The sequence below is a fragment of the Pseudomonas sp. T1.Ur genome (assembly GCF_023516725.1).
GTDB lineage: Bacteria > Pseudomonadota > Gammaproteobacteria > Pseudomonadales > Pseudomonadaceae > Aquipseudomonas > Aquipseudomonas alvandae.
The window spans coordinates 1,231,899-1,257,241 of sequence record NZ_JAMGSN010000001.1 but is presented as its reverse complement, the minus strand read 5'-3'; the positions used below and the strand labels follow the sequence as shown (position 1 = coordinate 1,257,241).

Annotated in this window: 23 protein-coding genes; 13 read left to right on the top strand and 10 right to left on the bottom strand. The window is 60.2% G+C overall.

Annotation, left to right across the window (positions count from 1 at the left end; all coding sequences use genetic code 11):
* The first annotated feature begins 32 nt into the window (after positions 1-32).
* Complete coding sequence (locus tag M8Q45_RS05850) at positions 33-254, top strand: YgdI/YgdR family lipoprotein (protein ID WP_030141906.1); 222 nt, start codon at positions 33-35, stop codon at positions 252-254.
* Between the two features lie 76 nt (positions 255-330).
* On the opposite strand, the gene M8Q45_RS05845 is transcribed toward M8Q45_RS05850, so the two are convergent.
* The 3 genes from M8Q45_RS05845 to M8Q45_RS05835 form a co-directional block, all read right to left on the bottom strand.
* Positions 331-1,221: a pseudouridine synthase gene (locus tag M8Q45_RS05845; protein WP_249873911.1), complete on the bottom strand. Its 891-nt coding sequence runs from the start codon at positions 1,219-1,221 to the stop codon at positions 331-333.
* Positions 1,222-1,293: 72 nt separating this feature from the next.
* Complete coding sequence (locus M8Q45_RS05840) at positions 1,294-1,614, bottom strand: transcriptional regulator (RefSeq protein ID WP_181288911.1); 321 nt, start codon at positions 1,612-1,614, stop codon at positions 1,294-1,296.
* 90 nt (positions 1,615-1,704) lie between these two features.
* Positions 1,705-1,941 (bottom strand): glutaredoxin family protein, encoded by a 237-nt coding sequence (locus M8Q45_RS05835; RefSeq protein ID WP_249873910.1) that lies wholly within the window; start codon positions 1,939-1,941, stop codon positions 1,705-1,707.
* Positions 1,942-2,130: 189 nt separating this feature from the next.
* On the opposite strand from M8Q45_RS05835, the gene M8Q45_RS05830 reads away from it, so the two are divergent.
* Positions 2,131-3,843 (top strand): cation:proton antiporter, encoded by a 1,713-nt coding sequence (locus M8Q45_RS05830; RefSeq protein ID WP_249873909.1) that lies wholly within the window; start codon positions 2,131-2,133, stop codon positions 3,841-3,843.
* Positions 3,844-3,849: 6 nt separating this feature from the next.
* On the opposite strand, the gene M8Q45_RS05825 is transcribed toward M8Q45_RS05830, so the two are convergent.
* The gene (locus tag M8Q45_RS05825; RefSeq protein ID WP_249873908.1) at positions 3,850-5,058 is read right to left on the bottom strand and encodes an ammonium transporter; all 1,209 of its coding nucleotides are present in this window, start codon (positions 5,056-5,058) and stop codon (positions 3,850-3,852) included.
* A 339-nt stretch (positions 5,059-5,397) separates the two neighbouring features.
* Here M8Q45_RS05825 and M8Q45_RS05820 point away from each other — a divergent pair, with 339 nt between their 5' ends.
* From M8Q45_RS05820 to M8Q45_RS05790, 7 genes are all read left to right on the top strand, one after another.
* Positions 5,398-5,712 carry an ElaB/YgaM/YqjD family protein gene (locus M8Q45_RS05820; RefSeq protein ID WP_030141900.1) on the top strand — a complete coding sequence of 105 codons (315 nt, stop codon included), beginning with the start codon at positions 5,398-5,400 and terminating at the stop codon, positions 5,710-5,712.
* A 2-nt stretch (positions 5,713-5,714) separates the two neighbouring features.
* On the top strand, positions 5,715-6,104 hold the full coding sequence (locus M8Q45_RS05815) for a phage holin family protein (RefSeq protein WP_030141899.1): 390 nt from the start codon (positions 5,715-5,717) through the stop codon (positions 6,102-6,104).
* Positions 6,101-6,436, top strand: a complete 336-nt coding sequence (locus M8Q45_RS05810) for a hypothetical protein (protein ID WP_249873907.1) — start codon at positions 6,101-6,103, stop codon at positions 6,434-6,436. Before M8Q45_RS05815 ends, M8Q45_RS05810 begins: the two co-directional genes overlap by 4 nt.
* A 148-nt stretch (positions 6,437-6,584) precedes the next feature.
* A complete protein-coding gene (locus tag M8Q45_RS05805; protein ID WP_030141897.1) occupies positions 6,585-7,913 on the top strand; it encodes a deoxyguanosinetriphosphate triphosphohydrolase in 1,329 nt (442 codons plus the stop codon).
* A gap of 364 nt (positions 7,914-8,277) precedes the next feature.
* Positions 8,278-8,904 carry a response regulator transcription factor gene (locus tag M8Q45_RS05800; RefSeq protein ID WP_249873906.1) on the top strand — a complete coding sequence of 209 codons (627 nt, stop codon included), beginning with the start codon at positions 8,278-8,280 and terminating at the stop codon, positions 8,902-8,904.
* A gap of 11 nt (positions 8,905-8,915) precedes the next feature.
* Positions 8,916-12,530: a transporter substrate-binding domain-containing protein gene (locus M8Q45_RS05795; RefSeq protein ID WP_249873905.1), complete on the top strand. Its 3,615-nt coding sequence runs from the start codon at positions 8,916-8,918 to the stop codon at positions 12,528-12,530.
* Positions 12,531-12,604: 74 nt separating this feature from the next.
* Complete coding sequence (locus M8Q45_RS05790) at positions 12,605-15,550, top strand: HD domain-containing phosphohydrolase (protein WP_249873904.1); 2,946 nt, start codon at positions 12,605-12,607, stop codon at positions 15,548-15,550.
* On the opposite strand, the gene msrC is transcribed toward M8Q45_RS05790, so the two are convergent.
* The gene (msrC, locus tag M8Q45_RS05785) at positions 15,551-16,033 is read right to left on the bottom strand and encodes a free L-methionine (R)-S-oxide reductase MsrC (protein ID WP_030141893.1); all 483 of its coding nucleotides are present in this window, start codon (positions 16,031-16,033) and stop codon (positions 15,551-15,553) included.
* Positions 16,030-16,920 carry an ATP-binding protein gene (locus tag M8Q45_RS05780; RefSeq protein WP_249873903.1) on the bottom strand — a complete coding sequence of 297 codons (891 nt, stop codon included), beginning with the start codon at positions 16,918-16,920 and terminating at the stop codon, positions 16,030-16,032. The genes msrC and M8Q45_RS05780 overlap by 4 nt, the downstream gene beginning before the upstream one ends.
* Positions 16,921-17,091: 171 nt before the next feature.
* On the opposite strand from M8Q45_RS05780, the gene M8Q45_RS05775 reads away from it, so the two are divergent.
* Complete coding sequence (locus M8Q45_RS05775; RefSeq protein WP_249873902.1) at positions 17,092-19,413, top strand: hybrid sensor histidine kinase/response regulator; 2,322 nt, start codon at positions 17,092-17,094, stop codon at positions 19,411-19,413.
* Here M8Q45_RS05775 and M8Q45_RS05770 read toward each other — a convergent pair.
* From M8Q45_RS05770 to msrB, 3 genes are all read right to left on the bottom strand, one after another.
* Positions 19,397-19,858 (bottom strand): MarR family winged helix-turn-helix transcriptional regulator, encoded by a 462-nt coding sequence (locus M8Q45_RS05770; protein WP_249873901.1) that lies wholly within the window; start codon positions 19,856-19,858, stop codon positions 19,397-19,399. The genes M8Q45_RS05775 and M8Q45_RS05770 overlap by 17 nt on opposite strands.
* Positions 19,855-20,340, bottom strand: a complete 486-nt coding sequence (locus M8Q45_RS05765; protein WP_249873900.1) for a glutathione peroxidase — start codon at positions 20,338-20,340, stop codon at positions 19,855-19,857. Before M8Q45_RS05765 ends, M8Q45_RS05770 begins: the two co-directional genes overlap by 4 nt.
* 246 nt (positions 20,341-20,586) lie before the next feature.
* Positions 20,587-20,982 carry a peptide-methionine (R)-S-oxide reductase MsrB gene (gene msrB, locus M8Q45_RS05760; RefSeq protein ID WP_030141887.1) on the bottom strand — a complete coding sequence of 132 codons (396 nt, stop codon included), beginning with the start codon at positions 20,980-20,982 and terminating at the stop codon, positions 20,587-20,589.
* Positions 20,983-21,202: 220 nt separating this feature from the next.
* Here msrB and M8Q45_RS05755 point away from each other — a divergent pair, with 220 nt between their 5' ends.
* Together M8Q45_RS05755 and htpX are read left to right on the top strand one after the other, a co-directional pair.
* A complete protein-coding gene (locus tag M8Q45_RS05755) occupies positions 21,203-22,414 on the top strand; it encodes a pyridoxal phosphate-dependent aminotransferase (RefSeq protein ID WP_018603142.1) in 1,212 nt (403 codons plus the stop codon).
* A gap of 300 nt (positions 22,415-22,714) precedes the next feature.
* On the top strand, positions 22,715-23,602 hold the full coding sequence (gene htpX / locus M8Q45_RS05750) for a protease HtpX (RefSeq protein ID WP_003199411.1): 888 nt from the start codon (positions 22,715-22,717) through the stop codon (positions 23,600-23,602).
* A 93-nt stretch (positions 23,603-23,695) separates the two neighbouring features.
* On the opposite strand, the gene M8Q45_RS05745 is transcribed toward htpX, so the two are convergent.
* Entirely contained in the window at positions 23,696-24,349 is a 654-nt protein-coding gene (locus M8Q45_RS05745; RefSeq protein WP_249873899.1) for a thiopurine S-methyltransferase, read from the bottom strand.
* 103 nt (positions 24,350-24,452) lie between these two features.
* Between M8Q45_RS05745 and M8Q45_RS05740 the strand changes: the two genes are divergently transcribed.
* Positions 24,453-25,220 (top strand): DODA-type extradiol aromatic ring-opening family dioxygenase, encoded by a 768-nt coding sequence (locus M8Q45_RS05740; protein ID WP_249873898.1) that lies wholly within the window; start codon positions 24,453-24,455, stop codon positions 25,218-25,220.
* The last annotated feature ends 123 nt before the right edge of the window (positions 25,221-25,343 follow it).

Genomic DNA, 25,343 nt, shown 5'->3' with positions numbered 1-25,343 from the left:
GTAACTTGAAGAATCCATTTCGGAGAAACACCATGAACCAACGGACCCTCGCTACTTTCATGCTCGCGCTGGGCCTCGCCACTCTCGCCGGGTGTGCATCGCCAACAGTGATCACCTTGAATGACGGTCGCGAAATCCAGGCCGTCGACACGCCTAAATACGACGAAGAGAGCGGCTTCTACGAATTCGAGCAACTGGACGGCAAGCAGACTCGCGTGAACAAGGACCAGGTTCGTACCGTTAAAGATCTGTAATCTTCAACGTCACAGCCAGATACAGAAAAGCCCGCATTGATTGCGGGCTTTTTGTTGCCTGTCGAAAACACAATGGCTACCACTGCAGCGTAATGTTGCTTTCAAAAACCCGATCCTGATTCGTGACCGGATCGATGAAACGCAGTCCTTGGGCCAATAACTTGAGCGGATTGGAGTAGTCATCCTGGGCATCCCGAATCACATCGGGGTAGAACGGATCGTTACAGATAGGCGCGCCCAAGGCATTCATATGCACGCGCAGCTGATGTTTTTTACCGGTGACCGGATACAGTCCATAGCGCCACAGGTCACCGTTTTTTTCCAGCACGTCGATGGCCGTCTCGGTATTGGGTGCGCCCGCCCCCTCCTGCATTCGGAAAAACGGCTCGCCATCGACCAACCGGCTCTCATGCACGCGCGGAAAACTCAATCCAGGCAACGCGGGTGCAATCGCCTGGTAGCTTTTTTCGATTTGGCGTGTCGGAAACAATGATTGATAGATCGAACGGGTCTGCGGGTTGGCTGAAAACAGCACCAGCCCGGCCGTGTGCCGATCAATACGGTGCAGGGGCACCAGATGGGGGTTATCCAGCCGACGGATCAATCGCCGCAACAAGGTCTGTTCGACATATTCGCCCGCTGGCGTGACAGGGAGATAATGCGGCTTGTCTGCCACCACCAGATGCTCGTCGGCATAGAGGATCGACTCGAGCACCGGGATCGGTTTTTCATCGGGCACTTCACGAAAATAGTGGATACGAAGGCCTTCACGGTATGGCAGATCGGCATGGATCGCCTTGCCCTCCCCGTCCAGCACCCGGCCCCGGGCAATCCGGTCCAACCATTGCTCACGACTGATCGCGCTGAAATGCTCGCAGAGGCACTCCAGCACGGTCTGCCAGGCACCGGGCGGCAGGTACAACGTGCTGGCCTGATGATGAGCTGCGGAGAACGATGAACCGGGCATTGGAGACTCTTTACCTTTTGCTGGGGCCCGCATTATCCGACAGTCATCTACGCCAGCCCAGCGATACTTGGCTCAGGCAGAGACCGTCGTCCGCCTTGCTGCGGCTTCGGTGAACTCCTTCAACCAGCGCAGCACCTCGACCGCCTCCCAGCGCCCCGGATCGTACAAGGCATACAAGAGGCCCTGATACCCCACCACATCCAGTTGCCTGTGGTAGCCGGCGCGCTGAAACAGCGCTTCTATCTCGGCGAAACAGGTATTGAAGTGCAGCTTGTTGAAGGGTGTCTTGCCTTCCGTGACCAGACCGTCCAGGCGCAATTCCAGTACCGCTTCGCGCACGACGTCCGCGGACATCCGGTTCACGCTGTTTTTCAATTGCTCGACATTGACCAAGGACTGCACTCCAGTAGCTGTATGGACATACAGTAACCGAAGAACACCCTTTCGCCAATGGCGGCATGCAGGTTCAACCGATGGAAGGCATCAACGCAGGAAGGCGACAACCTGATCGGTATCGAAGGGCCAATCCAGCTCCGCCCCCGTATCGAGCCTGCGTAATACGGGAATGCGCAAACTGTAGTCTTCGAACAGGGCCTCGTTTTCGGCGATGTCCAACAGTTCCACCCATAACCCATGTTCGACTAGAGGCATCAATTGAGCCTCGGCGGCTTCACACAGATGGCAACCTACGGTGCCGAACAGCTGGCATTCCGGTGTCATGGCAGGTACCCAAAAAAGACAGATCGCCATTCTAGGCCCGCCCCACGCAACCGTCGAGCCGGGTACCATGTCGCAGGTTGTTTCGGTAAAACGCTGACGCAAATCACTGAGCCCAAATGCTTTTCCAGTGATGCTCGATGTTTTTTCTGTCCTACGCTGGGTCTCGTAAACCTTGAAACGGAGTTTCTCTTGTTCGCCAACCTGCTGATCATTCTCGCCTCGTCCCTGGTGGTCATCGCCCTGTTCAGGCGCCTGCGCCTGCCACCGGTACTGGGCTATTTGTGCGTCGGCCTGGCTGTCGGGCCCACTGCGCTGGACTGGGTGAATGACAGCGAAGAGCTGCCAGACCTCGCCGAGCTTGGGGTGGTTTTCCTGTTGTTTTCGTTGGGGCTGGAGTTCTCGCTGTCGAAGATGCTCGAATTGCGTCGGGTCGTGTTTGGCCTTGGAAGCCTGCAAGTCCTCTGCTCGGCCGCGCTGCTGGGCGTGCTGCTGGCAGGCAGCGGCGCTCCGCTGGCGGCGGCACTGCTACTCGGCGCAGGTCTGGCACTGTCTTCTACGGCCATTGTCAGCAAGGAGCTGTCCAGCCTGGGAGAGATTTTCAGCAGCCACGGCCAGAACGCGATCGGAGTGCTGCTGTTCCAGGACGTCGTCGCGGTATTGCTGTTGACCCTGGTGCCAGTGTTTGCAGGTAACAGTGACGACGCCTGGTATTGGGCGTTGCCCTTGACCCTGGGCAAGACGCTGGTGCTGTTCGGCGGCCTGTTGCTGGCCAGCCGGCTACTGCTGCCGCGCCTGTTCCATGAAGTGGCGGCATCCCGCTCCGCCGAGCTATTCGTTTTGCTGGCCCTGGTGATTGTGTTGCTCACGGCGTGGCTTACCCACCTGCTCGGCCTGTCACCGGCCCTGGGAGCGTTCCTGGCTGGGATGCTGCTGGGTGAAAGCCATTACCGGCACCAGATCGAGGCGGATATCCGCCCGTTCCGCGACATCCTGCTCGGGCTGTTCTTCGTCAGCATCGGCATGCTGATCGACCTGCAACTGTTCATGGATGATGGCCTGCTGATCCTTGGATTGACCCTCGGCTTGATGGTCATCAAGGGCTGCGTGGTGGCCGCACTGGTGAAATGGCGCGGCAGCGATGGCGAAACGGCCTGGCGCAGCGGCCTGGCCCTGGCCCAGGGTGGCGAGTTCTGTTTCGCCCTGATGGCTCTGATGCAACAGAACCACTTCATGCCCGCCGATATCGGTGGCCTGCTACTGGCCGCGACATTCTGCTCGATGCTGGTGACTCCTTTATTCCTCCGCGCCGCGCCAGGCATAGCTGCCCGGCTGCACCGAAAACCCAACGAAGAAGCGCAACTGGAGCAGATCAGCGAACTCAATGCAGGCCTGTCTGGCCACGTGGTCATTTGCGGGTATGGTCGCGTCGGCCAGTCCATTGGCCGTTTCTTGCGTCGCGAGGGGCTGGAGTTCGTCGCCCTGGACGATGACCCGGTCATCATCCGGGAAGCCACTGCGGGCGAACATTGCGTGCATTATGGCGACTCACGCCGGGCGGACCTGCTTACCGCGGTCGGGCTCGGTCGCGCAAGATTGGTGGTGATCGCAGTGGACAAGACGGACATCGCGATGACGGTACTCAAGGAGGTCCGGCGGGTGAATTCGCACGTACCTGTCCTGGTGCGCACGCGCGACGACAGTCAACTGGCCGAATTGCAGGCCGCCGGAGCCACCGAAGTGGTCCCGGAACTGCTGGAGTCCAGCCTGATGCTGGCGTCCCACGCGCTGATCATGCTCGGGCTGCCTGAACAGCGTGTCCGACATCATGTCGATCAAGTCCGCCACGAGCGTTATGGGCTCCTGCACGGCTTTTATCCGGGCAACCAGGACAAGGAGCCGTGATACCGATCAGTCCAGGTTGACCGCGCCGATCTTATGGATCGACAGGTCGGCGCCGTAATACTCTTCTTCCTGGGTCAGACGCAGCCCCAACAACGCCTTGATCGCCCCGTACACCGCGAACCCGCCGATCAGCGCAATCCCCACGCCTAGTGCCGTACCGATCAGTTGGCTGGCCAGGCTCACCCCGCCCAAGCCGCCCAAGGCCTGCTGGCCAAAGATCCCGCAGGCGATACCGCCCCAGACACCGCACAGCCCATGCAACGGCCAGACACCCAGTACGTCATCGATTTTCCATTTGCCCTGGGCCGCTGTGAAACACCACACGAACAGAGCGCCGGCAATCGCGCCGGTCGCCAGCGCTCCAATCGGATGCATCAGGTCGGAGCCCGCGCAAACCGCCACCAAGCCAGCCAACGGCCCGTTGTGCAGGAAGCCTGGGTCGTTGCGCCCGACAATCAACGCCGCCACGGTCCCGCCCACCATCGCCATCAAGGAATTGACCGCCACCAACCCGCTCACACCGGGCAAGGTCTGGGCGCTCATCACGTTGAAGCCGAACCAGCCGACGATCAGGATCCACGACCCCAACGCCAGGAATGGAATGCTCGACGGGGCGAATGCCACCAAGCGCCCGTCCCGGTAACGCCCGTTACGCGGTCCGAGCAGAAGAACAGCGGCCAACGCCAGCCAGCCACCCATGGCGTGGACCACCACGGAACCGGCAAAATCGTGGAAACCGGCACCAAAATGGCTCTGCAGCCAAGCTTGCAAGCCGAAATTACCGTTCCAGGCCACGCCTTCGAAAAAGGGATAGACAAACGCCACGATCAACACCGTGGCGCACAGTTGCGGCGCGAATCGAGCGCGCTCGGCTATTCCGCCGGAAATAATGGCCGGGATCGCAGCGGCAAATGTCAGCAAGAAGAAAAACTTCACCAGGCCATAGCCGTGGTCCGCGGCAAGGGTCGCCGCCGGTTGCACAAATGTCACGCCGTAGGAAACCCAATAACCGATGAAAAAATAGGCCAGGGTCGAGACAGCAAAATCACTGAGGATCTTTGATAGCGCGTTGACCTGGTTTTTTTGCCGGACCGTCCCGACTTCCAGGAACGCAAACCCGGCATGCATGGCCAAGACCATGACAGCACCGAGCAGGATGAACAGCGTGTTGGAACTATGGACCAGACTGTCCACGGCGCTTTGCATATTTTCCATGGTGATTGGCAGACCTGAAAAAGTTGAAAAAGCACCGAAGCGGTTCATTTCGCGCCATTAGCGCACCAAATTAAAACAATCCGCCAGCCTGTCGAAGGCGGTCGAACCGCTTTGGTGCATGACAATGGGCGAACCGATGCCCTGCTTCGTCGTGCTTTGCGTTTTTTGATTTTCTGGATCAAGGTTTTAGGGCGCTCGCCCAGCTTCAGCGCACTGGCGCGAGCTCACGCACCAGTACATGGCAAAAAGCCGAGCAAAAGTTGTACCAGTCAGTTTCACTGAACCTTCCTGCATGGCTCATACTCGAACGCTTCAGACGCCACCTACGGAGATCCACCCATGGCCAGAACCCAGGCAAAGACTGCTCAAGAAACGCTGATGGAAGACTTTCAGACGCTGGTCAGCGATACCGAGCGACTGCTGGATCACACCGCGACGCTGGCGGGCGACCAGGCTGACGAACTCCGCAGCCAGATCCACGAGACCCTGCTGCGCGCCCGCGAGACGCTCAAGCTGACCGAAGAGTCCGTGCGCGAGCGCGGCCAGGCCGCCGTGATCGCCACCGAAGAATATGTACAGGCCAATCCCTGGCAATCGGTTGGTATTGCCGCAGGCGTTGGCTTTTTGATCGGATTGCTGGCGACACGGCGCTAATGATGGGTATCGACGAATCCGGCTCGCCCGAAACGGGCACAAGACCTACCGCACGACGCCTGGGCGCGGCGTTCCTCGGCTTGCTGCACAGCCACGTCGAATTGTTCGGCATCGAATTGCAGGAACAGAAGGCCCGTACCGTCAGCCTGTTGCTATTTGCCGGCCTGGCGCTGGTTTTTGCCTTGCTGCTGCTGGTTGGCCTGTCGGCGCTCGTGCTGATTCTGGTGTGGGACACCTACCGCCTGGCGGGGATCATTGGCCTTTGCCTGTTTTACCTGCTGGCGGCATTGTTCTGCGGGCTTCGGCTCAAGGCAGCGATCTACGACGAATCCTCACCTTTCCACGCCACTCTCGAAGAATTGGCCAATGACCGGGAGCGCCTGTTGCCATGAGCCTGCCCGATATTCCCCAAGCCCGTACCCGGCAGGAGATGCGCAAGGCGCTGGTGCGTTTGCGCATGGAGATGCACCGCCAGGAGATTCGCCAGGAAACGCGGCAACTCCTGCACCCGCTGCAACGGGTGCGGGGGTTTACGCAAAGTTGGCATGAGGGCTTCGGGCTCAAGCATGCCTCGCTTTGGGGCGTTGCCGCAGTCACTTTGCTGGGTTTCCTCGGCGGCAAGCGAACCCGACGCGGCCGTACCGGGGGCTTGTCGCGCCTGATCCGGCTGGCAACGACGCTGCTTCCGCTGATCAAGCTGGCCAAGAGTACGCGTAAACCCTGATGCTGCTCGACGGGCCCTTCTCATCGAACGGCCCGATTCGACTGTCAACGCAACACCCTGGCACAACTGATCGCAGCCCTCAGGCCTTGCAGGACTCCGCGCGAACCGGGAAGCTAGGGCATCGACTCAACAAACGGAGCAACCGGCCTTGGATTGGCACACCCTGCTGACTCGCGAACGCCTGGGAAAAACGCTGCACAGTCCGGAAGAACTGGGCCGCAGTCCATTTCACAAAGACCATGACCGCATTATCTTCTCCGGTGCATTCCGTCGCCTTGGGCGCAAGACCCAGGTGCACCCGGTGTCCAGCAACGACCATATCCATACGCGCCTGACCCATTCGCTGGAGGTCAGCTGCGTCGGTCGGTCGCTCGGCATGCGCGTCGGAGAGACCATCCGCAGCGCCCTGCCAGACTGGTGTGAACCCAGCGACCTGGGCATGGTCGTGCAATCGGCCTGCCTGGCCCACGATATCGGCAACCCGCCGTTCGGCCATTCCGGCGAGGACGCCATCCGCTATTGGTTCCAACAGGCCGCAGGGCGTGGCTGGCTTGATGCGATGAGCGAGGCCGAGCGTAACGACTTCCTGAATTTCGAAGGCAACGCCCAGGGATTCCGGGTTCTCACCCAGCTTGAATATCATCAGTTCGACGGTGGCACCCGGCTCACCTATGCAACCTTGGGCACTTACCTGAAATACCCTTGGACAGCCCGTCACGCCGACTCACTGGGCTACAAGAAGCACAAATTCGGCTGCTATCAGAGCGAATTGCCGCTTCTGGAGCAAATCGCCCACAAACTTGGCCTGCCGCAGATCGAGGATCAGCGCTGGGCCAGGCATCCGCTGGTCTACCTGATGGAGGCCGCCGATGACATCTGTTACGCGCTGATCGACCTGGAAGACGGCGTGGAAATGGACCTGCTGGAATATTCGCAGGTGGAATCGCTGCTGCTGGACCTGGTCGGAGACGATCTGCCGGAAACCTATCGCCAGCTTGGACCATTGGATTCCAGGCGGCGAAAGCTGGCCATCTTGCGCGGCAAGGCCATCGAACACCTGACCAACGCCGCCGCCCGTGCGTTCGTCGAACAACAGGATGCGCTGCTTGCCGGCACACTGCAGGGCGACCTCGTGGAGCATATGCACGGGCCGGCCAAGCGCTGCGTGTTGAATGCCAAGGACATGGCCCGCAAGAAAATATTCCAGGACAAGCGCAAGACGCTCAACGAGATCGGTGCCTACACCACGCTGGAAATCCTGCTCAACGGTTTTTGCGGCGCTGCCCTGGAACAACACGGTGGCCGAACGCCCTCATTCAAGAATCGCCGGATCCTCGATTTGCTGGGCAACAACGCCCCCGATCCTGACGGGCCGCTGCATGGCGCTTTCCTGCGGATGATTGATTTCATCGCCGGCATGACCGACAGCTACGCCAGCGAAATGGCCCAGGAAATGACGGGGCGCACCCGCCAATGAACTGACCCGGCCAACGACCGGAATCCTGCGGGAGCGAGCGGCCGCGTTCCCGCAATCGGTGGTCTAACTGCTTTTTCAATAAACATTTTCCAATGGCTTGGAAAACGCCGGCGAGTGGCTGGAAATAGCTGAAAACTGCAGCCCTGCTTAGTTTCATAACTTGAAGATACATACACAGACTCGAAGATAAACATCCCCTTCCCACGCTACCCACCTACTAATTGGCTAAGTACATCGTGGTATCTCGCGCCTTTTTTTGTAGGAAAGTTCTGAAATTGATCGCGCGTAGCCCGTCTCCTCGTACGAGCTGGTCTTAACTGGGCTAAGGTGCGCGCTTTATTTAAGCTTGCAGGGGACTTTATTCATGAACTCCGTTTTCATTGTCGACGATCATCCGGTCATCCGTCTCGCCGTTCGAATGCTGCTGGAGCATGAAGGTTTTAAAGTCGTAGGGGAAACTGACAACGGCGTCGATGCGATGCAAATGGTGCGCGAGTGCATGCCCGACTTGGTCATCCTGGATATCAGCATTCCCAAACTCGACGGATTGGAGATTCTTTCACGCTTCAATGCCATGACCACGCCGCTCAAGACATTAGTGCTGACGGCTCAATCCCCAGCGCTCTTTGGCATTCGCTGCATGCAATCCGGCGCCTCCGGCTACGTTTGCAAACAGGAAGATCTCAGCGAACTCGTCAGCGCAATAAAAGCCGTACTGTCCGGCTACAACTATTTTCCCAGCCAGGCGCTGACGCCCCTCGCTCATGACGATCCCCGCAGTATCGAGCTGGACCTTTTCAAGAGTGTCAATGACCGCGAGTTGATGGTTCTGCAACTTTTTGCCCAAGGCCGCACCAACAAGGAAATAGCCAAGGGCATGTTCCTGAGCAATAAAACAGTCAGCACCTATAAAAAACGGCTCATGCAGAAACTTAAAGTTAAGTCGTTGGTAGACCTGATAGAAATGGCAAAGCGAAACTCGCTGGTGTGAGAACCCATCGGATGTTCAAACGCATAAGCAACTATCTTCTGCTGTTAGGCGCAGGGTTATATGCGCAGATGCTCATGGCGACGCCGAATATGCCCCAGCGCTACGCGCTATTGAGTCGTGCGACGACGGATCCTATCGAAATCCGTCTCGATGAGACCCAACGAGCCTGGCTGCAAGGTCGTCAAGAATTGGTCCTCGGAACTTCCGCGCCGGATTACCCGCCCTTCGACCTTTCCACCAGCGGGCGCGATTATGAAGGCATGACCGCCGATTATGCGGGCCTCATCGCCAAGGCGACCGGCCTGCCAATGAAAGTCCTGCGCTTCGCCTCCCGCGAGGCGGCCATTACAGCGCTCAAGCAGGGGCAAATCGACCTGCTCGGCAGTGCCAACGGTTTCGAAGCCCGAACCACCGGCATCGTCCTGTCGACTCCCTATGCCGTGGATCAACCGGTCCTGGTCACCCGGACGAGTGAAAACCGGCCCCTGACCGACGATCTCGAAGGGCTGCGGTTGAGCATGGTCTATCACTACCTGCCCCTGCACGAAATCGAAAAGCTGTACCCCAAAGCGTCTATCACCGCCTACCCCTCGTACCAGAACGCCATCAATGCAGTTGCCTTCGGGCAGGCCGATGTATTTCTCGGCGACACCATTTCCACCCATTACATGATCAACAAGGGGTACTTGGGCAACATCCGCATGGCCAGCTTCGCCAAACATGAGTCGTCCGGGTTCGCCTTCGCGCTGCGACACGACGACACCCGATTGCTGGACATCATCAACGCCACGCTCAACCAGACCCCCCTCGCTGAACAAGCGGCCATTTCCAAGCGCTGGAGTGCCGGCAGCGATCTGTACCTCACGGATCACAAGATACAACTGACCGACCGCGAACAACGCTGGCTGGCCCAGCACCCCAGGATTCGAGTGGCAGTGAACGAAACGTTCGCCCCGTTTACCTTTTTCGATCCGGACGGCGATTTTCGCGGCATCAGCGCCGACTTGCTGGAACTGGTCAGGCTGCGTACCGGCCTGCGCCTGGACGTCCAGCGCCACGGGACAGACGACGGCATGATCGCCGCAGTCCTGAACGGCCAGGCTGACGTCATTGCCGCGCTCTCGCCCAGCCGCGAACGGCAACAACTGCTGAGATTCAGCCGTCCCTACATGGACAGCTCCTTCGTCCTGTTGACGCGCAAGCAGTCCGACACCCCGGCGACACTGGACCAGTTCGCGGGCAAGCGCCTGGCGATCGCCAAAGGCAACCCCGTCATCGATTGGCTACGCAGCCAGTACCCGGGCCTGCAAATAATCGAAACCGTCGACTCGCTGCACGCCGTCCAGTTGCTCGCCCAAGGGCAAGCGGATGGCAGCGTGAATTCCCTGGTCATGGCCAATTACTTCATGTCCTCCCATACCTTGCGCGACACCTTGCAAATCAGTAGCACCGTGGGCACCCAGCAGGCAATGTTCTCCCTGGCCACCGGAAAGAATGCCACGGAGCTCAGTTCCATCCTCGACAAAGCCTTGACCAGCATCGACCCGGACGAGCTGGGCGTCATTAATAACCGTTGGCGTGGCTACGTCCCGGCGTCGGAGGTGGCCTGGCGCACCTATAACCGCGTATTCCTGCAGGTCGCCGCGGGCGCTGGCCTGTTGCTCCTGCTCTCCCTGGCCTGGAATGCCTACATGCAGCGCCAGATCAGGCAACGTCAGCAGGCGGAGCTGGCGCTCAATGACCAGCTCGAATTCATGCATGCCCTGCTCAACGGCACGCCCCATCCGATCTATGTACGGGACCGCAAGGGTTTTCTGCAAAGCTGCAATGACAGCTACCTTGAAACGTTCAATGCGAGACGCGAGGACGTCATCGGCAAGAATGTCATGCCCGGTGCCATGAGCAATGCCTTCGAGGCGCAGGAGTATCAGGCGGACTATCAACGGGTGATGACCGAAGGCATCCCGCTGATCGTTGATCGGCCGCTGCACATCGGCGACCGGAAGCTCACGATCTACCACTGGATCCTGCCCTATCGTAATTCGGCCGCCCAAGTACAAGGCATCATCGGCGGCTGGATCGATATCAGCGAACGGCGAGAGTTGTTCGACGAATTGCGTGCCGCCAAGGAGCAGGCCGAGAATGCCAACCGAGCCAAAAGTACCTTCCTGGCGACCATGAGCCATGAGATCCGCACGCCGATGAACGCCGTGATCGGCATGCTCGAGCTCGCCCTCAAGCACGCCGACAAAGGCCATGTGGACCGCTCGACCATAGAGGTCGCGTACGAATCGGCCTCCGGCATGCTGGAGCTGATCGGCGATATCCTCGACATCGCCCGTATCGAATCAGGCCATCTGAGCCTGGCGCCCGAACGTGTCGACCTGAGAGCCCTGTTGCAGTCGGTCATTCGCGTGTTCGCAGGATTGGCCCGGCAGAAGAACCTGGCGTTGTCATTGCACTTCGAGCCTGCCGAAGGCAATCCGAACGTGCACATCGACCCATTGCGATTCAAGCAGGTCATCTCGAACCTGATCAGCAACGCCCTGAAATTCACCGAGCAAGGTGAGGTCAAGGTGAGCGTGAAGCTGTCGCCAACCGTCCACGAAGAAACGCTGCACATGCAACTGGAGGTCAGCGACAGCGGCATCGGTATCAGCCCGGCGGACCTGGGGCGGCTGTTCGAGCCGTTTGCCCAGGCCGATAACAGCAACCGGATGGCGCGCAACGGCGCGGGCCTGGGCCTGGTGATCAGCCGCCACCTCTGTCGGATGATGGGAGGCGATCTGCGGATGGACAGCCAGCCAGGCGTTGGCACGCAGGTCCGGGTCTCCTTGCAATTGACCGCCCTGCCGGGAGCCCCGGCGCACCCTGACCCCGAGCCCACGGTCGAAACCGCCGCCTGTGCATTGAGCGTCCTGGTCGTGGACGATCATCCGGCGAATCGCCTGCTGATGTCCCAGCAATTGGAATACCTGGGTCATCGCCACCACCTCAGCCACGACGGCGAGCAAGGGCTCAAGGCCTGGCTGGACGGGGATTTCGACCTGGTGATCGCTGATTGCAACATGCCCATCATGAGCGGCTACGAACTCGCCAGGGCGATCCGTCTGCGCGAGACGGAACAGCAACTATCGCCCTGCACCATCCTGGGATTCACGGCCAACGCACAACCCGAGGAAAGACAGCGTTGCAAGGATGCCGGCATGAACGATTGCCTGTTCAAGCCGATCAGTCTGAGCGCGCTGAATCAATGGATGAACCAGATCAAACCCGCCAAGCGTCCCCCTGCATTCAACGCGCAATGCCTGCGCGCCCTGACCGGAGGCAACCCCGTGGCGACGCGACGCCTGCTGGCGGAACTGCTCAGCAGCAACCGTTCGGACCGGCAGGAGTTGCTTGACGCCGCTGAAAACGGAGACAGGCGAGCATTGGCCGAGACAGCCCATAAAATCAAAGGCGTCGCCCGCATCGTACAGGCGACCGCGTTGGTTCAACTCTGCGAGGCATTGGAGCTAGCCTGTCATCAAGCGCCAGGGCGAATCGAAGGGCATGCCCAGGCCCTCGAACAGGCGATGACAGAACTGGGGCAGGCCCTGCAAACGGAGATCGTCAAGGCAGAATAATCCAGTGTTTACTATGCTGTTCGCTCAGCAGTGCGTAGCGGGGGCGATCCCCCCGAACACTTGGAGTGACGGAAATGCCCAGCGCACCGCGTCCGGAAAAACGCCGGTTTCCCCTGCACGTCCATATCAGCGTGATGTTCACGCTGCTCTTGCTCCTGACGGGCGTGGTGTTGGGTGTATTCAATTACCAGCAAACCACCCAGATCATCCTGTCCAGCAGCGAAAAACTGTTCAATCGCGTCGAACAGGATGTGCGCGTGGACCTGTACGACACCTACGAACCGATCCGTCATCTGTTGGGCCTGCTGGCTGATTATCCGGCAACCCGCGAGCCCCGGATGGCGGAACGATTGGCCTTGCTCGCACCTTTCAGCCGGGCGCTGCGGGACAACCCGAACCTGGCGTCGCTGTACCTGGGCGATCGCAATGGCGACTTTCTGATGGTTCGGCCATTACGCACCGGGACCTTGAGAACCGCCCTCGAGGCCCCGGCCGACGCGACGTATCAGGTCTGGACCGTGGAACGTACGAGCGATGGCCAGGTTCACTCCCGATCGCTGTTCTATGACCAGGCCCTGACGCTCGTCGGCCAACAAGACAATCCTGACGAAACCTTTGATCCACGCGGCCGGGGCTGGTTTCGCAGCGCCATGGAAACGGCGGAGCAGATTACAACCGAGCCCTATGTGTTCTTTTCCACCCGGAACATCGGCACGACCCTCGCCCGCCGCAGCGGCGAGCGTGCGGTCATCGGTGCCGACCTGACCCTGGCCGCCCTGTCCCAGACGCTGGCCAAGCACAAGGTCACCCCTGGCACCGAGATCGTCCTGCTCGACCCCCAAGGCAACGCGGTGGGCTACCCAGACAGCGGCCGACTGATCGTTGATACCGAATCATCACGGCTGATCAAGGCCCGAGACCTGAACCCGGCGATTGCCGCCGCGCTCGATGAAAACAGCGACACGCCGCGCCTGGAGTCGGCGGGTCGCCAATGGATCGTTTCCCGCAGCCACATGCAGGAAGGCGGGCCACAAGGCCTGGAACTGGCGTTGTTGGTGCCGGAAGACGAGTTATTGGCCGATGCCTATCGCATGCGCTGGCAAGGCGCCCTGATTACCCTCGCCACCTTGCTGCTGTGCCTGCCCTTGGGCTGGCTGACCTCCAGGATCCTGGTCAAGCCGTTACGGTCCCTGGTGCAGGAGGCCGATGCGATTCGCAGCTTCGACTTCGATTACCCGGCGTCCCGCCGCTCCCCGGTGCTGGAGGTCGATCAATTGGGCGTTTCCATGGCCCGCATGAAAGAGACCCTGGCGAGCTTTTTCGAGATCACCGCCAGCCTGCGTGCCGAAACCCGCTTCGCCCCGCTTTTGGAAAGGGTGCTCTTCGAGACCGTGAAGATCGGCCAGGCCCAGGCCGGGCTGATCTATCTGCGCGAAAGCGATGGCGAGCAGGTCAAGCCGTATGGACTGGTCATCGACGGAACCCCTCGGGACCTGCAAACGCTCGAACTGCAAAGCTATACGCTGAATGCTCCGAGCGGCCCGCATTGGTTTCAACGATTGGCCGTCGCGGAAACACTGGTGTGCTCCCTCGGCTTCGAACAGGCCGGCGATCTGCGCGGTGTCCTGCTGGCGATGGACGCACCACGCGTCCACCTGATCGGCATTCACCTGCGCAACCGTCATCAGGAAACCGTCGGCGTGCTGGTGCTGTTGATCGGCGACAGCGGCACCGACGCCGACCTGGAAAAACTCCAGCCAGACCGCATCGCATTCTTGCAGGCCGTGTCCGGCGCCGCGACGGTGAGCATCGAAAGCCAGCGCTTGCAAGCCAGGCAGAAGCAACTGCTGGACTCGTTCATTCAACTGCTCGCCGGCGCGATCGATGCGAAGAGCCCTTACACCGGCGGCCATTGCCAGCGAGTGCCCGCGCTGACGCTGATGCTCGCCCAAGCGGCAGCCGCCAGCCAGGCGCCTGCGTTCGAAGGGTATCGACCGACGCAAGACGAATGGGAGGCGCTGCACATAGCGGCCTGGCTGCACGACTGTGGCAAGGTCACTACACCTGAGTACGTGGTGGACAAAGCCACCAAGCTGGAAACCTTGAACGACCGCATCCATGAGGTCCGTACCCGCTTCGAAGTCCTCAAGCGCGATGCCTGGATCGATTACTGGCAGGCGCTGGCAAGCGGTGGCGAAGCGTCATCCCTGGCGCGGCAACGCGATGCGGCATTGGCCGCCCTGGATGATGACTTCGCCTTCGTCGCACGTTGCAACCTGGGCTCCGAAGCCATGGCCGACGATGACCTGCAACGTCTGCAACATATCGCCCAGCGCACCTGGACCCGCACCCTGGATGATCGCCTGGGCGTCTCCTGGGAGGAAAACCGCCGCCAGGCACGCGTGCCCAAACCGACGCTGCCCGTCACCGAATCATTGCTGGCGGACAAACCCGAGCACCTGTTCGAGCGGCATGAGGCCGAGCTGATTCCGGCGGACAATCCGTGGGGCTTCCAGCTCGACGTGCCCACCTGGAAATACAACCGCGGCGAACTCTACAACCTCTGCGTCACGCGCGGCACGCTGACCCGCGAAGAGCGCTACGTGATCAATCACCACATGGTCCAGACCATCCTGATGCTCAGCCAGTTGCCCTTTCCCAGCCACTTGGAAAACGTCGCGGAGATCGCCGGCGGTCATCACGAGAAAATGGACGGCACCGGTTATCCCAAGCGACTCAAGCGCGAACAGATGAGCCTGCCGGCGCGAATGATGGCAATCGCCGACATCTTCGAAGCCCTCACAGCGGCGGACCGACCGTATAAGAAAGCCAAGAAACTGAGCGAGGCCCTGGGCATCATGGCCACCATGTGCCGTGACGCCCATATCGATTGCGAGCTCTTCAAGCTGTTCATCGACGAGCGGATCTACTTGCGCTATGCCGAGGAATATCTTGACCCGCGCCAGATCGATGAAATCGATCCGGGCCGCCTGTTGGCCAAGGCGGGATTGAACGCGTGATCAGCACTCGGTCAAACGCAGGAATATCGCCGCCAATTGCTCGATGCCGGCCTGGTCATGCTCGGTAAAACGCGCCAGTTTCGGACTGTCCAGGTCCAGCACGCCGATCAGGCGCCCGTCCTTGACCAGCGGCACGACCAACTCGCTGTTCGAGGCGCTGTCGCAGGCGATGTGCCCGGGGAAGGCGTGGACATCTTCGACGCGCTGGGTCTGGAGCGTCGCGGCGGCGGCACCACACACGCCGCGACCGAAGGGAATCCGTACACAGGCAATCTGCCCCTGGAACGGGCCCAGCACCAGTTCTTCGTTGCGATTAAGGTAAAAACCGGCCCAGTTCAGGTCGTCCAGCTGATTGAACAGGAACGCCGAGAACTGCGCCGCGTTGGCGATGAAATCGCGCTCATCCGCCAGCAACGATTGCAGCTGCGCCGACAGCAGTCCGTAGCCTTCGAGGCCTGCGCCGGTGTTCGTCAAATCGATCATGCGTTGTGCTCCAGAAGCTTGAGGCCTACCCAATAACGGGCAAATTGATAGGCGCACCGTCCATTGCGGTTGCCGCGCCCCGTCGCCCAGCGGACCGCTTCTATGTCCAGCGCTTCGTCACGTTGCCAGGCCAGCCCGGCCTTGGCGGCGAGTGTGCCGATCCAGTGCTCTACCACGTCGAGGAAATGCTCTTGGGTGAAGGGATAGAACGACAACCACAAGCCGAAACGGTCGGACAAGGCGATCTTGTCTTCGACAGCCTCGCTGGGGTGAAGCTCGCCGTCGACCCGCTTCCAGTTCTCGTTGTCGCTTTCCTTTTCAGGCACCAGGTGACGCCGGTTGGAAGTCGCATACAGCAGCACGTTATCCGGCGCCTGTTCGAGGGAACCGTCCAATACGCTCTTGAGCACGCGATAGTCGCCTTCACCGGATTCGAACGACAGATCGTCGCAGAACACCACGAAGCGCTGGGGCAGCTGGGCGACCTGCTCGACCACCCGGGGCAGATCGGCCAGGTGATCACGCTCGATCTCGATCAGCCGCAGGCCATGCCCGGCGTGCTCGGCCAACAACGCCCGCACCAGGGAGGACTTGCCCGTGCCGCGCGATCCCCAGAGCAGCGCATGGTTGGCTGGCATGCCGTCGATGAACTGCCGGGTATTGCGGCCCAACTGTTCAACCTGGCGATCCACGCCAATCAGGTCCGACAGGCGCATGTCGAGACTGACTTCAAGCGGCAGCAGGAAACCGCTGCGCCCGTCACGTTGCCAGCGCGCGGCCAGGGTCTGCGTCCAGTCGATGGCGGGCCTTGGCGCCGGCAAGAAGGGTTCTATGCGCGCCAGCACCGCATCGGCGCGGTCAAGAAAAGCAATTAATCGAGCGTCCACGTCTTCTCCTCGGACAGGTTCACGGTAATGATGACGCTACAGCGACGAAACGACGAAACGACGAAGCCGATGGCGGGTCTGTTTCACACACTACACACCGGTCGCACCGGTATTCAGAGATGATCAGCTATGCTTGACCGGCGAAGGGAAACGTAAGTGGTTCACCATTCCATGGACATCAGGTTCACCCAACGGCTGTCGTACAAGCAGGCCCGACTGACCGTCCTGGTGGGTTTCGTGCTGGGCACGTTGTTAAGCCTGGTGCAAATCGGCATCGATTATGCCAGCGAAGACGCGTCGATCAACCGTGAAATCCTGTCCCTGCTGGAAATCAGCCACAACCCGGCATCGCGCATCGCCTACAACATTGACGCCGAACTCGCCCAGGAACTGGCCCTGGGCCTGTTGCGTTCACCGGCCATCATCGGCGCCGAACTGATCGATAACAACAATACGGTGCTGGCGAGCGTCAAGCGTCCTGAACTGCAAAGCAACTACCGGTTTATCAGCGACTTTCTTTTCGGCGCCCAGCGCCAGTTCGAAGACCGACTCTATTTGAATCACTTGCCTGATGAGTCCCTGGGTATCTTGCGACTGGATGTCGATACGTATTCCTTCGGCAGTCGCTTCCTGCGTCGGGCCGAGGTCACCCTGCTCAACGGTTTCGCCCGCAGCCTGATCCTGACCGGCCTGCTGCTCGCCTTGTTTTACGTCATGCTGACCAAGCCGCTGGTACGGGTCATCCGCGAGCTGAGCAGCCGCGACCCGAGCAGCAGCGAGCAAAGCCCCCTGGAATGCCCTACCGGCCACCAATACGACGAAATCGGTGTGCTGGTGTCGGTTGCCAACCAGCAGTTTGAAAACATCTCGACCGAAATACAGCAACGGCGCACGGCTGAAAATCGCCTCACCGACTATCTTGCGCAGCTGGAAAACATCGTTTCAGCGCGCACCGCCGAACTCAAGGCCATCAATGCCCGCCTCAGCCAGTCCAACGACGAACTGGAAGTTGCCCGGCGTACCGCCCTGGACATGGCCGAAGCCCGCTCCGCGTTCCTGGCCAACATGAGCCATGAAATCCGAACGCCACTCAACGGACTGCTGGGGATGATCGCGTTGTCCCTGGACGGTCCATTGACAGCCGAACAACAGCAACAGCTCTCAATTGCCCACGACTCGGGCAAGGTACTGGTGGAGCTGCTCAACGATATCCTCGACCTGTCCAAGTTCGACGCCGGCCAACTGGAACTTGAACGCATACCGTTCGACCTCGGCTCGCTGATCGAGGACACCGCCAACCTGCTTTCCCAAAATGCCGCGCCGAGCGTCGAACTGGCATGCCTGATCGAACCGCAGTTCCCCGCCCAGGTATTGGGCGATCCGACCCGCGTTCGCCAGATCGTCAGCAACCTGCTGTCCAACGCCTTGAAGTTCACCCGCTTCGGCCGGGTCGACGTGCGCTTGAGCCAACACGAAGGCGGCGTGCGGATCGAGGTCTGCGACACGGGCATCGGCATACCCCTGGAGGCCCAGGCCCGGATCCTCCAGCCGTTCACCCAGGCTGGCGCCGGCATCACGCGCCAGTTCGGCGGCACCGGGCTCGGGCTGGCACTGACCTACAACCTCTGCGAAGCCATGCAAGGCCGGTTGACGATCAGCTCCGAGGCTGGCTTCGGCAGCCAATTCTGCGCAGACCTGCCACTGCCTTGTCACACGCCCGCCGCCCCCATCGAGCCCTTGCGTGGCAATGTCGTCGCCATTACTACCGCCAATAGCGGATTGGCCGAATTGTTGGGGATGCTGGTGCCCGGCTGGGGATTGGACTATGTACAACGTTCCGTGGACGACGGGCTGCTGGGGCTCAAGCCCGACATCCTGATCACCGATTGCCCGGAATGCCTGTTCAATCTGCGACCAACTTTCGCGGCGCCGATCCTGCTGGTGACCGCCTACGGCAGCTTCATGCCCAGCGAAGAGGCGGCCGCCCTCGCCCCCTTGCTGCAACAAGCCCGGCCGCTGGCGCGCCATGCGCTTTATCAGATCTTGCGGCGCGCCCTGCAAAGCGAGGCGACCACCATCAACGACGCGCAGATCGAGGCGCTGGCGCCTTCGCGCCGCGGGCGAGTGCTGTTGGTGGAAGACAACCCCGTCAACCAGTTGGTGGCCAAGGGCATGCTGGTGAAACTGGGCTGCGAGGTCGTCGTCGCGGCCCACGGCATCGAGGCCCTTGACCAGCTCGAACAGCAGGATTTCGATCTGGTGTTGATGGACTGCAACATGCCGGTCATGGACGGTTATGAAGCCAGCCGGCAGATTCGTCGCAGCGGGCGCTGGCTAAACCTGCCAATTGTCGCCCTGACCGCCAATGCGATGCCCGAGGAACGCGAGCGCTGCCGCGCCGCCGGCATGAGCGATTACCTGTCCAAGCCGTTCCGACGCGAAGAGCTCGCGGCATTGTTGGATCAGTGGGTGCCGACTACGTCAGCGCTTTGATCTGGGCCAACAAATGATCCAGGCTGTCTCGCAGGTCACCTATGCGATCCAGGTCGATGCCGCTGTCGCAGAGCAGACGGGCCTTGAGCGGGCCGACCTGCCCGCGCAAGGCCTTTCCGCTGTCCGACAAGCTCAAATGGACCTCGCGCTCATCACGGGCTGAACGCTGGCGCTGGACCAACTCCAGTTGCTCCAGACGCTTGAGCAACGGCGTCAGCGTGCCGGAATCAAGCAGCAGACGCTCCCCCAGTGCCTTGACCGTGGGTTGTTCCGGAGCGCTTTCCTGCCATTCCCACAGCACCAGCATTGCCAGATACTGCGGGTAGGTCAGGCCGAGCTGATCCAGCATCGGCTTGTAGCCGCGAATCACCGCCCGCGACGCGGCATACAGCTTGAAGCACAGCTGGCTGTCGAGCTTCAGCGAATCGACTGACAGATCGTTCATTTGAGCAGGGCTTCGATCTCGGCAGTGAGGTCCTGGGGCTTGGTGGTCGGGGCGAAGCGCTTGACCACCTGGCCATCCTTGCCAATCAGGAACTTGGTGAAATTCCACTTGATGCCTTTGGACCCCAGCACGCCAGGCGCCCGCTGCTTGAGCTGGACGAACAGCGGATGGGCATTGGCACCGTTGACCTCGATTTTCTTGAACAATGGAAAGCTCACGCCGAAGTTGAGTTCGCAAAACTCGGAAATCGCCCCCTCATTGCCCGGCTCCTGCTTGCCAAATTGGTTGCAGGGAAAGCCCAGTACCACCAGCCCCCGATCCTTATAAGACTGCCACAACGCCTCGAGCCCCTTGTATTGCGGGGTAAAGCCGCATTGGCTGGCGGTATTGACCACCAGCACGGCCTTGCCGGCGAAATCGGCAAGGGTCTTTTGCTCGCCCTTGATGGTTGTGCACGGGATGCTCAGCAGAGTGTCGGTCATGGGGCGGCTCCTGGAGAAGTTGGAGGGGTAAAGATAGCGAGCAATTAAATTGTGTGCAATTTAATTATCGGGACACACCGACGTGTCGAGAGGCTTTTGTGGCGAGGGAGCTTGCTCCCGCTCGACGGCGCAGCCGTCGTAACCCCGGCGGACGCGGTCTATCTGGCAAACTCCGGCAAATCGGTTTTGGGGCGGCTGCGCCGCCCAGCGGGAGCAAGCTCCCTCGCCACAGGACCGCGCAGAATTTTACTCGCGTGGCACGAGATCCAGGCACACCGAGTTGATGCAGTAACGCAGCCCGGTCGGCGGCGGGCCATCCGGGAAGACATGCCCCAAGTGCGCATCGCATTTGGCACAGACCACCTCGGTGCGGATCATGCCATGGCTCACATCCCGCACCTCCACCACCGCGCTGCCTTCGATCGGCGCGTAGAAACTCGGCCAGCCACAGCCCGAATCGAATTTGGTCGTCGAATCGAACAGCGGCTCGTTGCAGCAGATGCAGTGGTACACACCGTCGGTCTTGGTCGCGTTGTATTTCCCGGAGAACGGTCGCTCGGTGCCTTTGAGCCGGCAGACGTTGTATTGCTCCGGGTCGAGCATGTCACGCCATTCTTCAAGGGTTTTCTGCAACTTTTCCATCGTCCTACCTCGGCAATTGAAAAAGCCCGTTCCGACGCTTTTCCGCGGATCGGGCGGCACGTATGATTGCGCCTCGTCAGGCGCCAGTCTGGCAGTCACGTCATGCGCATTCAAATGGATTGTGGCGCATCTACCGCGTCCGGCCCGGGCACAGACGCAGGATCCCCAGTACGGTAGTTCATATGCCGCCTGGATCGTTCATTTTCGGGAACACATCGCCATGCAGGTCAGCAAATCGAACAAGCTCGCCAACGTCTGCTACGACATTCGCGGCCCGGTGCTCAAGCACGCCAAGCGCCTGGAAGAGGAAGGCCACCGTATCCTCAAGCTGAACATCGGCAACCCGGCGCCCTTTGGTTTCGAAGCGCCCGATGAAATCCTCCAGGACGTCATCCGCAACCTGCCGACCGCCCAGGGCTACAGCGACTCCAAAGGCCTGTTCAGCGCGCGCAAGGCCGTGATGCAGTACTACCAGCAAAAGCAGGTAGAAGGCATCGGTATCGAAGACATCTACCTGGGCAACGGTGTGTCCGAGCTGATCGTCATGTCCATGCAGGCCTTGCTCAACAACGGCGACGAAGTGCTGGTGCCGGCACCGGACTATCCGCTGTGGACCGCCGCCGTGAGCCTGTCCGGCGGCAACCCGGTGCATTACCTGTGCGACGAGCAGGCCAACTGGTTCCCTGACCTGGCGGACATCAAGGCCAAGATCACCCCGAACACGAAGGCCCTGGTGATCATCAACCCGAACAACCCGACCGGCGCCGTCTATTCCCGGGAAGTGCTGCTGGGCATGCTGGAACTGGCGCGCCAGCACAACCTGGTGGTGTTTTCCGACGAGATCTACGACAAGATCCTCTATGACGACGCCGTGCACGTCTGCACCGCCTCCCTGGCGCCGGACTTGCTGTGCCTGACCTTCAATGGCTTGTCCAAATCCTACCGGGTGGCGGGTTTCCGCTCCGGCTGGATCGCCATCTCCGGGCCCAAGCATCATGCCCAAAGCTACATCGAAGGCATCGACATGCTGGCCAACATGCGTCTGTGCGCCAACGTACCGAGCCAGCACGCTATCCAGACCGCACTGGGCGGCTACCAGAGCATCAACGACCTGGTCCTGCCCCAGGGGCGGCTGCTGGAACAACGCAATCGTACCTGGGAACTGCTCAACGACATTCCTGGCGTCAGCTGTGTCAAGCCAATGGGCGCCTTGTATGCCTTCCCACGGATCGACCCGAAAGTCTGCCCGATCCACAACGACGAAAAATTCGTCCTGGACCTGCTGCTCTCGGAAAAACTGCTGGTCGTCCAGGGCACGGCATTCAACTGGCCATGGCCGGACCATTTCCGTGTCGTGACCTTGCCGCGGGTCGATGACCTGGACCAGGCCATTGGCCGCATCGGCAATTTCCTCAAGTCCTACCGCCAATGATCCAGACAGCGTGCGAGGCCCCTCACCTCGCACGCTGTCTGATTCAGCAACACATCCGTTCTATCAGCGCCACCAGGCCTTCTACACTGGGATTCAAGAGCGGATGGTCGACGCCACTCAACGTTCGCGGGACGCGGATGCCGAATCTCATTTCCAGAGTCACTTTCAGAAAAGTCTTTCAAACATTTAGGACGGTTGTAGGACACAGTTTGAAATAGTAGGCGAGTTGAATAGCCCGCGGCAGCACCTTATATACCCCGCATAACGCTACATCTTTAGCATGAGGAGATTGCTACCACCATGATGCGCATCCTGCTGTTTTTGGCCACTAACCTGGCGGTCGTGCTGATTGCCAGCATCACCCTGAGCCTTTTTGGCTTCAACGGGTTCATGGCGGCCAACGGGGTTGATCTCAACCTCAATCAGCTGCTGATCTTCTGTGCGGTGTTCGGTTTCGCCGGTTCGCTGTTCTCGCTGTTCATCTCCAAGTGGATGGCGAAGATGAGCACCAGCACCCAGATCATCAGCCAGCCGCGCACTCGCCACGAACAATGGCTGCTGCAGACCGTCGAGCAGTTGTCTCGTGAAGCCGGGATCAAAATGCCCGAAGTCGGGATCTTCCCGGCCTACGAGGCGAACGCCTTCGCCACCGGCTGGAACAAGAACGACGCACTGGTCGCCGTCAGCCAGGGCCTGCTCGAACGCTTCTCGCCGGATGAAGTCAAGGCCGTGCTGGCCCACGAGATTGGCCACGTTGCCAACGGCGACATGGTTACGCTGGCACTGATCCAGGGCGTGGTGAACACCTTCGTGATGTTCTTTGCCCGCATCATCGGCAATTTCGTCGACAAGGTGATCTTCAAGAACGAAGAAGGCCAGGGCATCGCCTACTACGTGGCGACCATTTTCGCCGAACTGGTCTTGGGCATCCTCGCCAGCGCCATCGTCATGTGGTTCTCGCGCAAACGCGAGTTCCGCGCCGACGACGCCGGTGCACGCCTGGCGGGCACCAGCGCGATGATCGGCGCCTTGCAGCGCCTGCGCGCAGAACAAGGCCTGCCGGTGCACATGCCCGACACCTTGAACGCCTTTGGTATCAACGGTGGCATCAAGCAGGGCTTGGCGCGCATGTTCATGAGCCACCCGCCGCTGGAAGAGCGAATTGACGCGCTGCGTCGCCGTGGTTGATCGCTAGAGCCCCAAAAGGAAAGCCCGCAGCAATGCGGGCTTTTTTTGGGTTTCCAATTCATCTGCAACCTCGCCTGGCACAAACACTACACATCAACGCCTGGAAATCAGATACACCCGCTCGTCCAACCGCTTCACCCCCGCCTGCAAGAATTTCCAGCTCTCCCCAAGCACATCCTGCTCCTGCAAAACCTCCAGGCGCCAAGCGCCACCCAGCAACCGCTGCACTTCTTCATGCCCAACGGAAAACGGCGGCCCTGGCATTTCGTCCTGGTTGTAATCGAGGGTAATCAACAGCCCGACGCAGTCTGGCAATATTTTCAGCAAATGCGCCACGTACCGCTCGCGCATCGGCGCAGGCAAGGCGATCAATGCAGCACGGTCATACAACGTCGCGCAATCGGCCACGTCCAAAGGCGTCAGCGCAAAAAAATCACCGCAGCGGATTTCGATGGCACCGGCACGAAATATCTTGAAAGCGCCCTCCTCACTCACGTTCGGCTCAAGCTGATGCTCCTGGAAAAAATCAGTGACGGCTTTCTCTGACAACTCGATTCCCAGTACGGAAAAACCTTGTTGCGCCAACCACAGCAGATCCAGACTCTTGCCGCACAAGGGCACCAACACTCGAGTTTCCTCGGGCAATCCCAATTGGGGCCAGAAACGCTGGAGATAAGGGTTCACCTCCGGCAGATGAAAGCCGATCTGGTTGGTTGACCAACGCTTGTGCCAAAACTCGGGGTCCATGGGTCCGCTCCATAAATTCGATCAAAACAGGCTAAAACTTATATTAGATTTTGATCATTGACCTGACAGAAGATGGCACATCTTAACGCTCAGGAGCCCGTCCATGCTGCCCAGCCTGTTTATTTCCCATGGCTCACCGATGCTCGCCCTGGAGCCCGGCGAAAGCGGCCCGGCGTTGGCTCGCCTGGCCGCGCAATTGCCCAGGCCAAAGGCGATCGTCATTGTCTCGGCTCATTGGGAGAGCGACGAACTGCTGGTCAGCGCCAACCCGCGACCGCGCACCTGGCATGACTTCGGTGGTTTCCCACCCGACCTGTACAAGGTGCAATATCCCGCGCCAGGCGAACCCCAGCTGGCAGGACAGGTCGCCGAGCTGCTCAATGCCGCGCATCTGCCAGCACGCCTCGACACGGGACGCCCTTCCGACCATGGGGTCTGGGTGCCGCTGTCGTTGATGTATCCGGAGGCCGACATTCCCGTGGTGCAGGTCTCCTTGCCCAGCCATCAAGGCCCGACACTGCAAACGCAAGTCGGCCGCGCATTGGCGAGCCTGCGGGAACAAGGCGTGCTGGTGATCGGTTCCGGAAGCATTACGCATAACCTGCGGGACCTGGATTGGAACGCCGGCCCTGAAACCGTCGAACCCTGGGCCAAGGCGTTTCGCGATTGGATAGTCACCCAACTGGCTTCGAACGACGAGGTGGCGCTGCACGATTATCGCCGCCAGGCGCCCAATGCCGTGCGCAGCCATCCCAGCGACGAGCATTTGTTGCCACTGTATTTCGCCCGGGGTGCTGGCGGGACCTTCAGCGTTGCCCACGCGGGGTTCACCATGGGGACGCTGGGGATGGACATCTATCGGTTCGACTGAGGGACCGAATCGCTCCATTCGCGAGCAGGCTCGCTCCCACAGGGGATTTGTGAGTGCGGAAATCCAATATGGGAGCGAGCCTGCTCGCGAATGGCCTCCCCCAACGCCATCATGTAACCCTTG

Excerpts from the sequence above, each read along its gene's own strand:
- M8Q45_RS05755 (WP_018603142.1), top strand. The coding sequence starts at position 21,203 with ATGCAGGTCAGCAAATCGAACAAGCTCGCCAACGTCTGCTACGACATT.
- M8Q45_RS05745 (WP_249873899.1), bottom strand. The coding sequence starts at position 24,349 with ATGGACCCCGAGTTTTGGCACAAGCGTTGGTCAACCAACCAGATCGGC.
- msrC (WP_030141893.1), bottom strand. The coding sequence starts at position 16,033 with ATGATCGATTTGACGAACACCGGCGCAGGCCTCGAAGGCTACGGACTG.
- M8Q45_RS05815 (WP_030141899.1), top strand. The coding sequence starts at position 5,715 with ATGGGTATCGACGAATCCGGCTCGCCCGAAACGGGCACAAGACCTACC.
- htpX (WP_003199411.1), top strand. The coding sequence starts at position 22,715 with ATGATGCGCATCCTGCTGTTTTTGGCCACTAACCTGGCGGTCGTGCTG.
- M8Q45_RS05770 (WP_249873901.1), bottom strand. The coding sequence starts at position 19,858 with ATGAACGATCTGTCAGTCGATTCGCTGAAGCTCGACAGCCAGCTGTGC.
- M8Q45_RS05810 (WP_249873907.1), top strand. The coding sequence starts at position 6,101 with ATGAGCCTGCCCGATATTCCCCAAGCCCGTACCCGGCAGGAGATGCGC.
- M8Q45_RS05775 (WP_249873902.1), top strand. The coding sequence starts at position 17,092 with ATGGACATCAGGTTCACCCAACGGCTGTCGTACAAGCAGGCCCGACTG.
- M8Q45_RS05740 (WP_249873898.1), top strand. The coding sequence starts at position 24,453 with ATGCTGCCCAGCCTGTTTATTTCCCATGGCTCACCGATGCTCGCCCTG.
- M8Q45_RS05845 (WP_249873911.1), bottom strand. The coding sequence starts at position 1,221 with ATGCCCGGTTCATCGTTCTCCGCAGCTCATCATCAGGCCAGCACGTTG.
- M8Q45_RS05835 (WP_249873910.1), bottom strand. The coding sequence starts at position 1,941 with ATGACACCGGAATGCCAGCTGTTCGGCACCGTAGGTTGCCATCTGTGT.
- M8Q45_RS05765 (WP_249873900.1), bottom strand. The coding sequence starts at position 20,340 with ATGACCGACACTCTGCTGAGCATCCCGTGCACAACCATCAAGGGCGAG.
- M8Q45_RS05800 (WP_249873906.1), top strand. The coding sequence starts at position 8,278 with ATGAACTCCGTTTTCATTGTCGACGATCATCCGGTCATCCGTCTCGCC.
- M8Q45_RS05795 (WP_249873905.1), top strand. The coding sequence starts at position 8,916 with ATGTTCAAACGCATAAGCAACTATCTTCTGCTGTTAGGCGCAGGGTTA.
- M8Q45_RS05820 (WP_030141900.1), top strand. The coding sequence starts at position 5,398 with ATGGCCAGAACCCAGGCAAAGACTGCTCAAGAAACGCTGATGGAAGAC.
- msrB (WP_030141887.1), bottom strand. The coding sequence starts at position 20,982 with ATGGAAAAGTTGCAGAAAACCCTTGAAGAATGGCGTGACATGCTCGAC.
- M8Q45_RS05790 (WP_249873904.1), top strand. The coding sequence starts at position 12,605 with ATGCCCAGCGCACCGCGTCCGGAAAAACGCCGGTTTCCCCTGCACGTC.
- M8Q45_RS05850 (WP_030141906.1), top strand. The coding sequence starts at position 33 with ATGAACCAACGGACCCTCGCTACTTTCATGCTCGCGCTGGGCCTCGCC.
- M8Q45_RS05825 (WP_249873908.1), bottom strand. The coding sequence starts at position 5,058 with ATGGAAAATATGCAAAGCGCCGTGGACAGTCTGGTCCATAGTTCCAAC.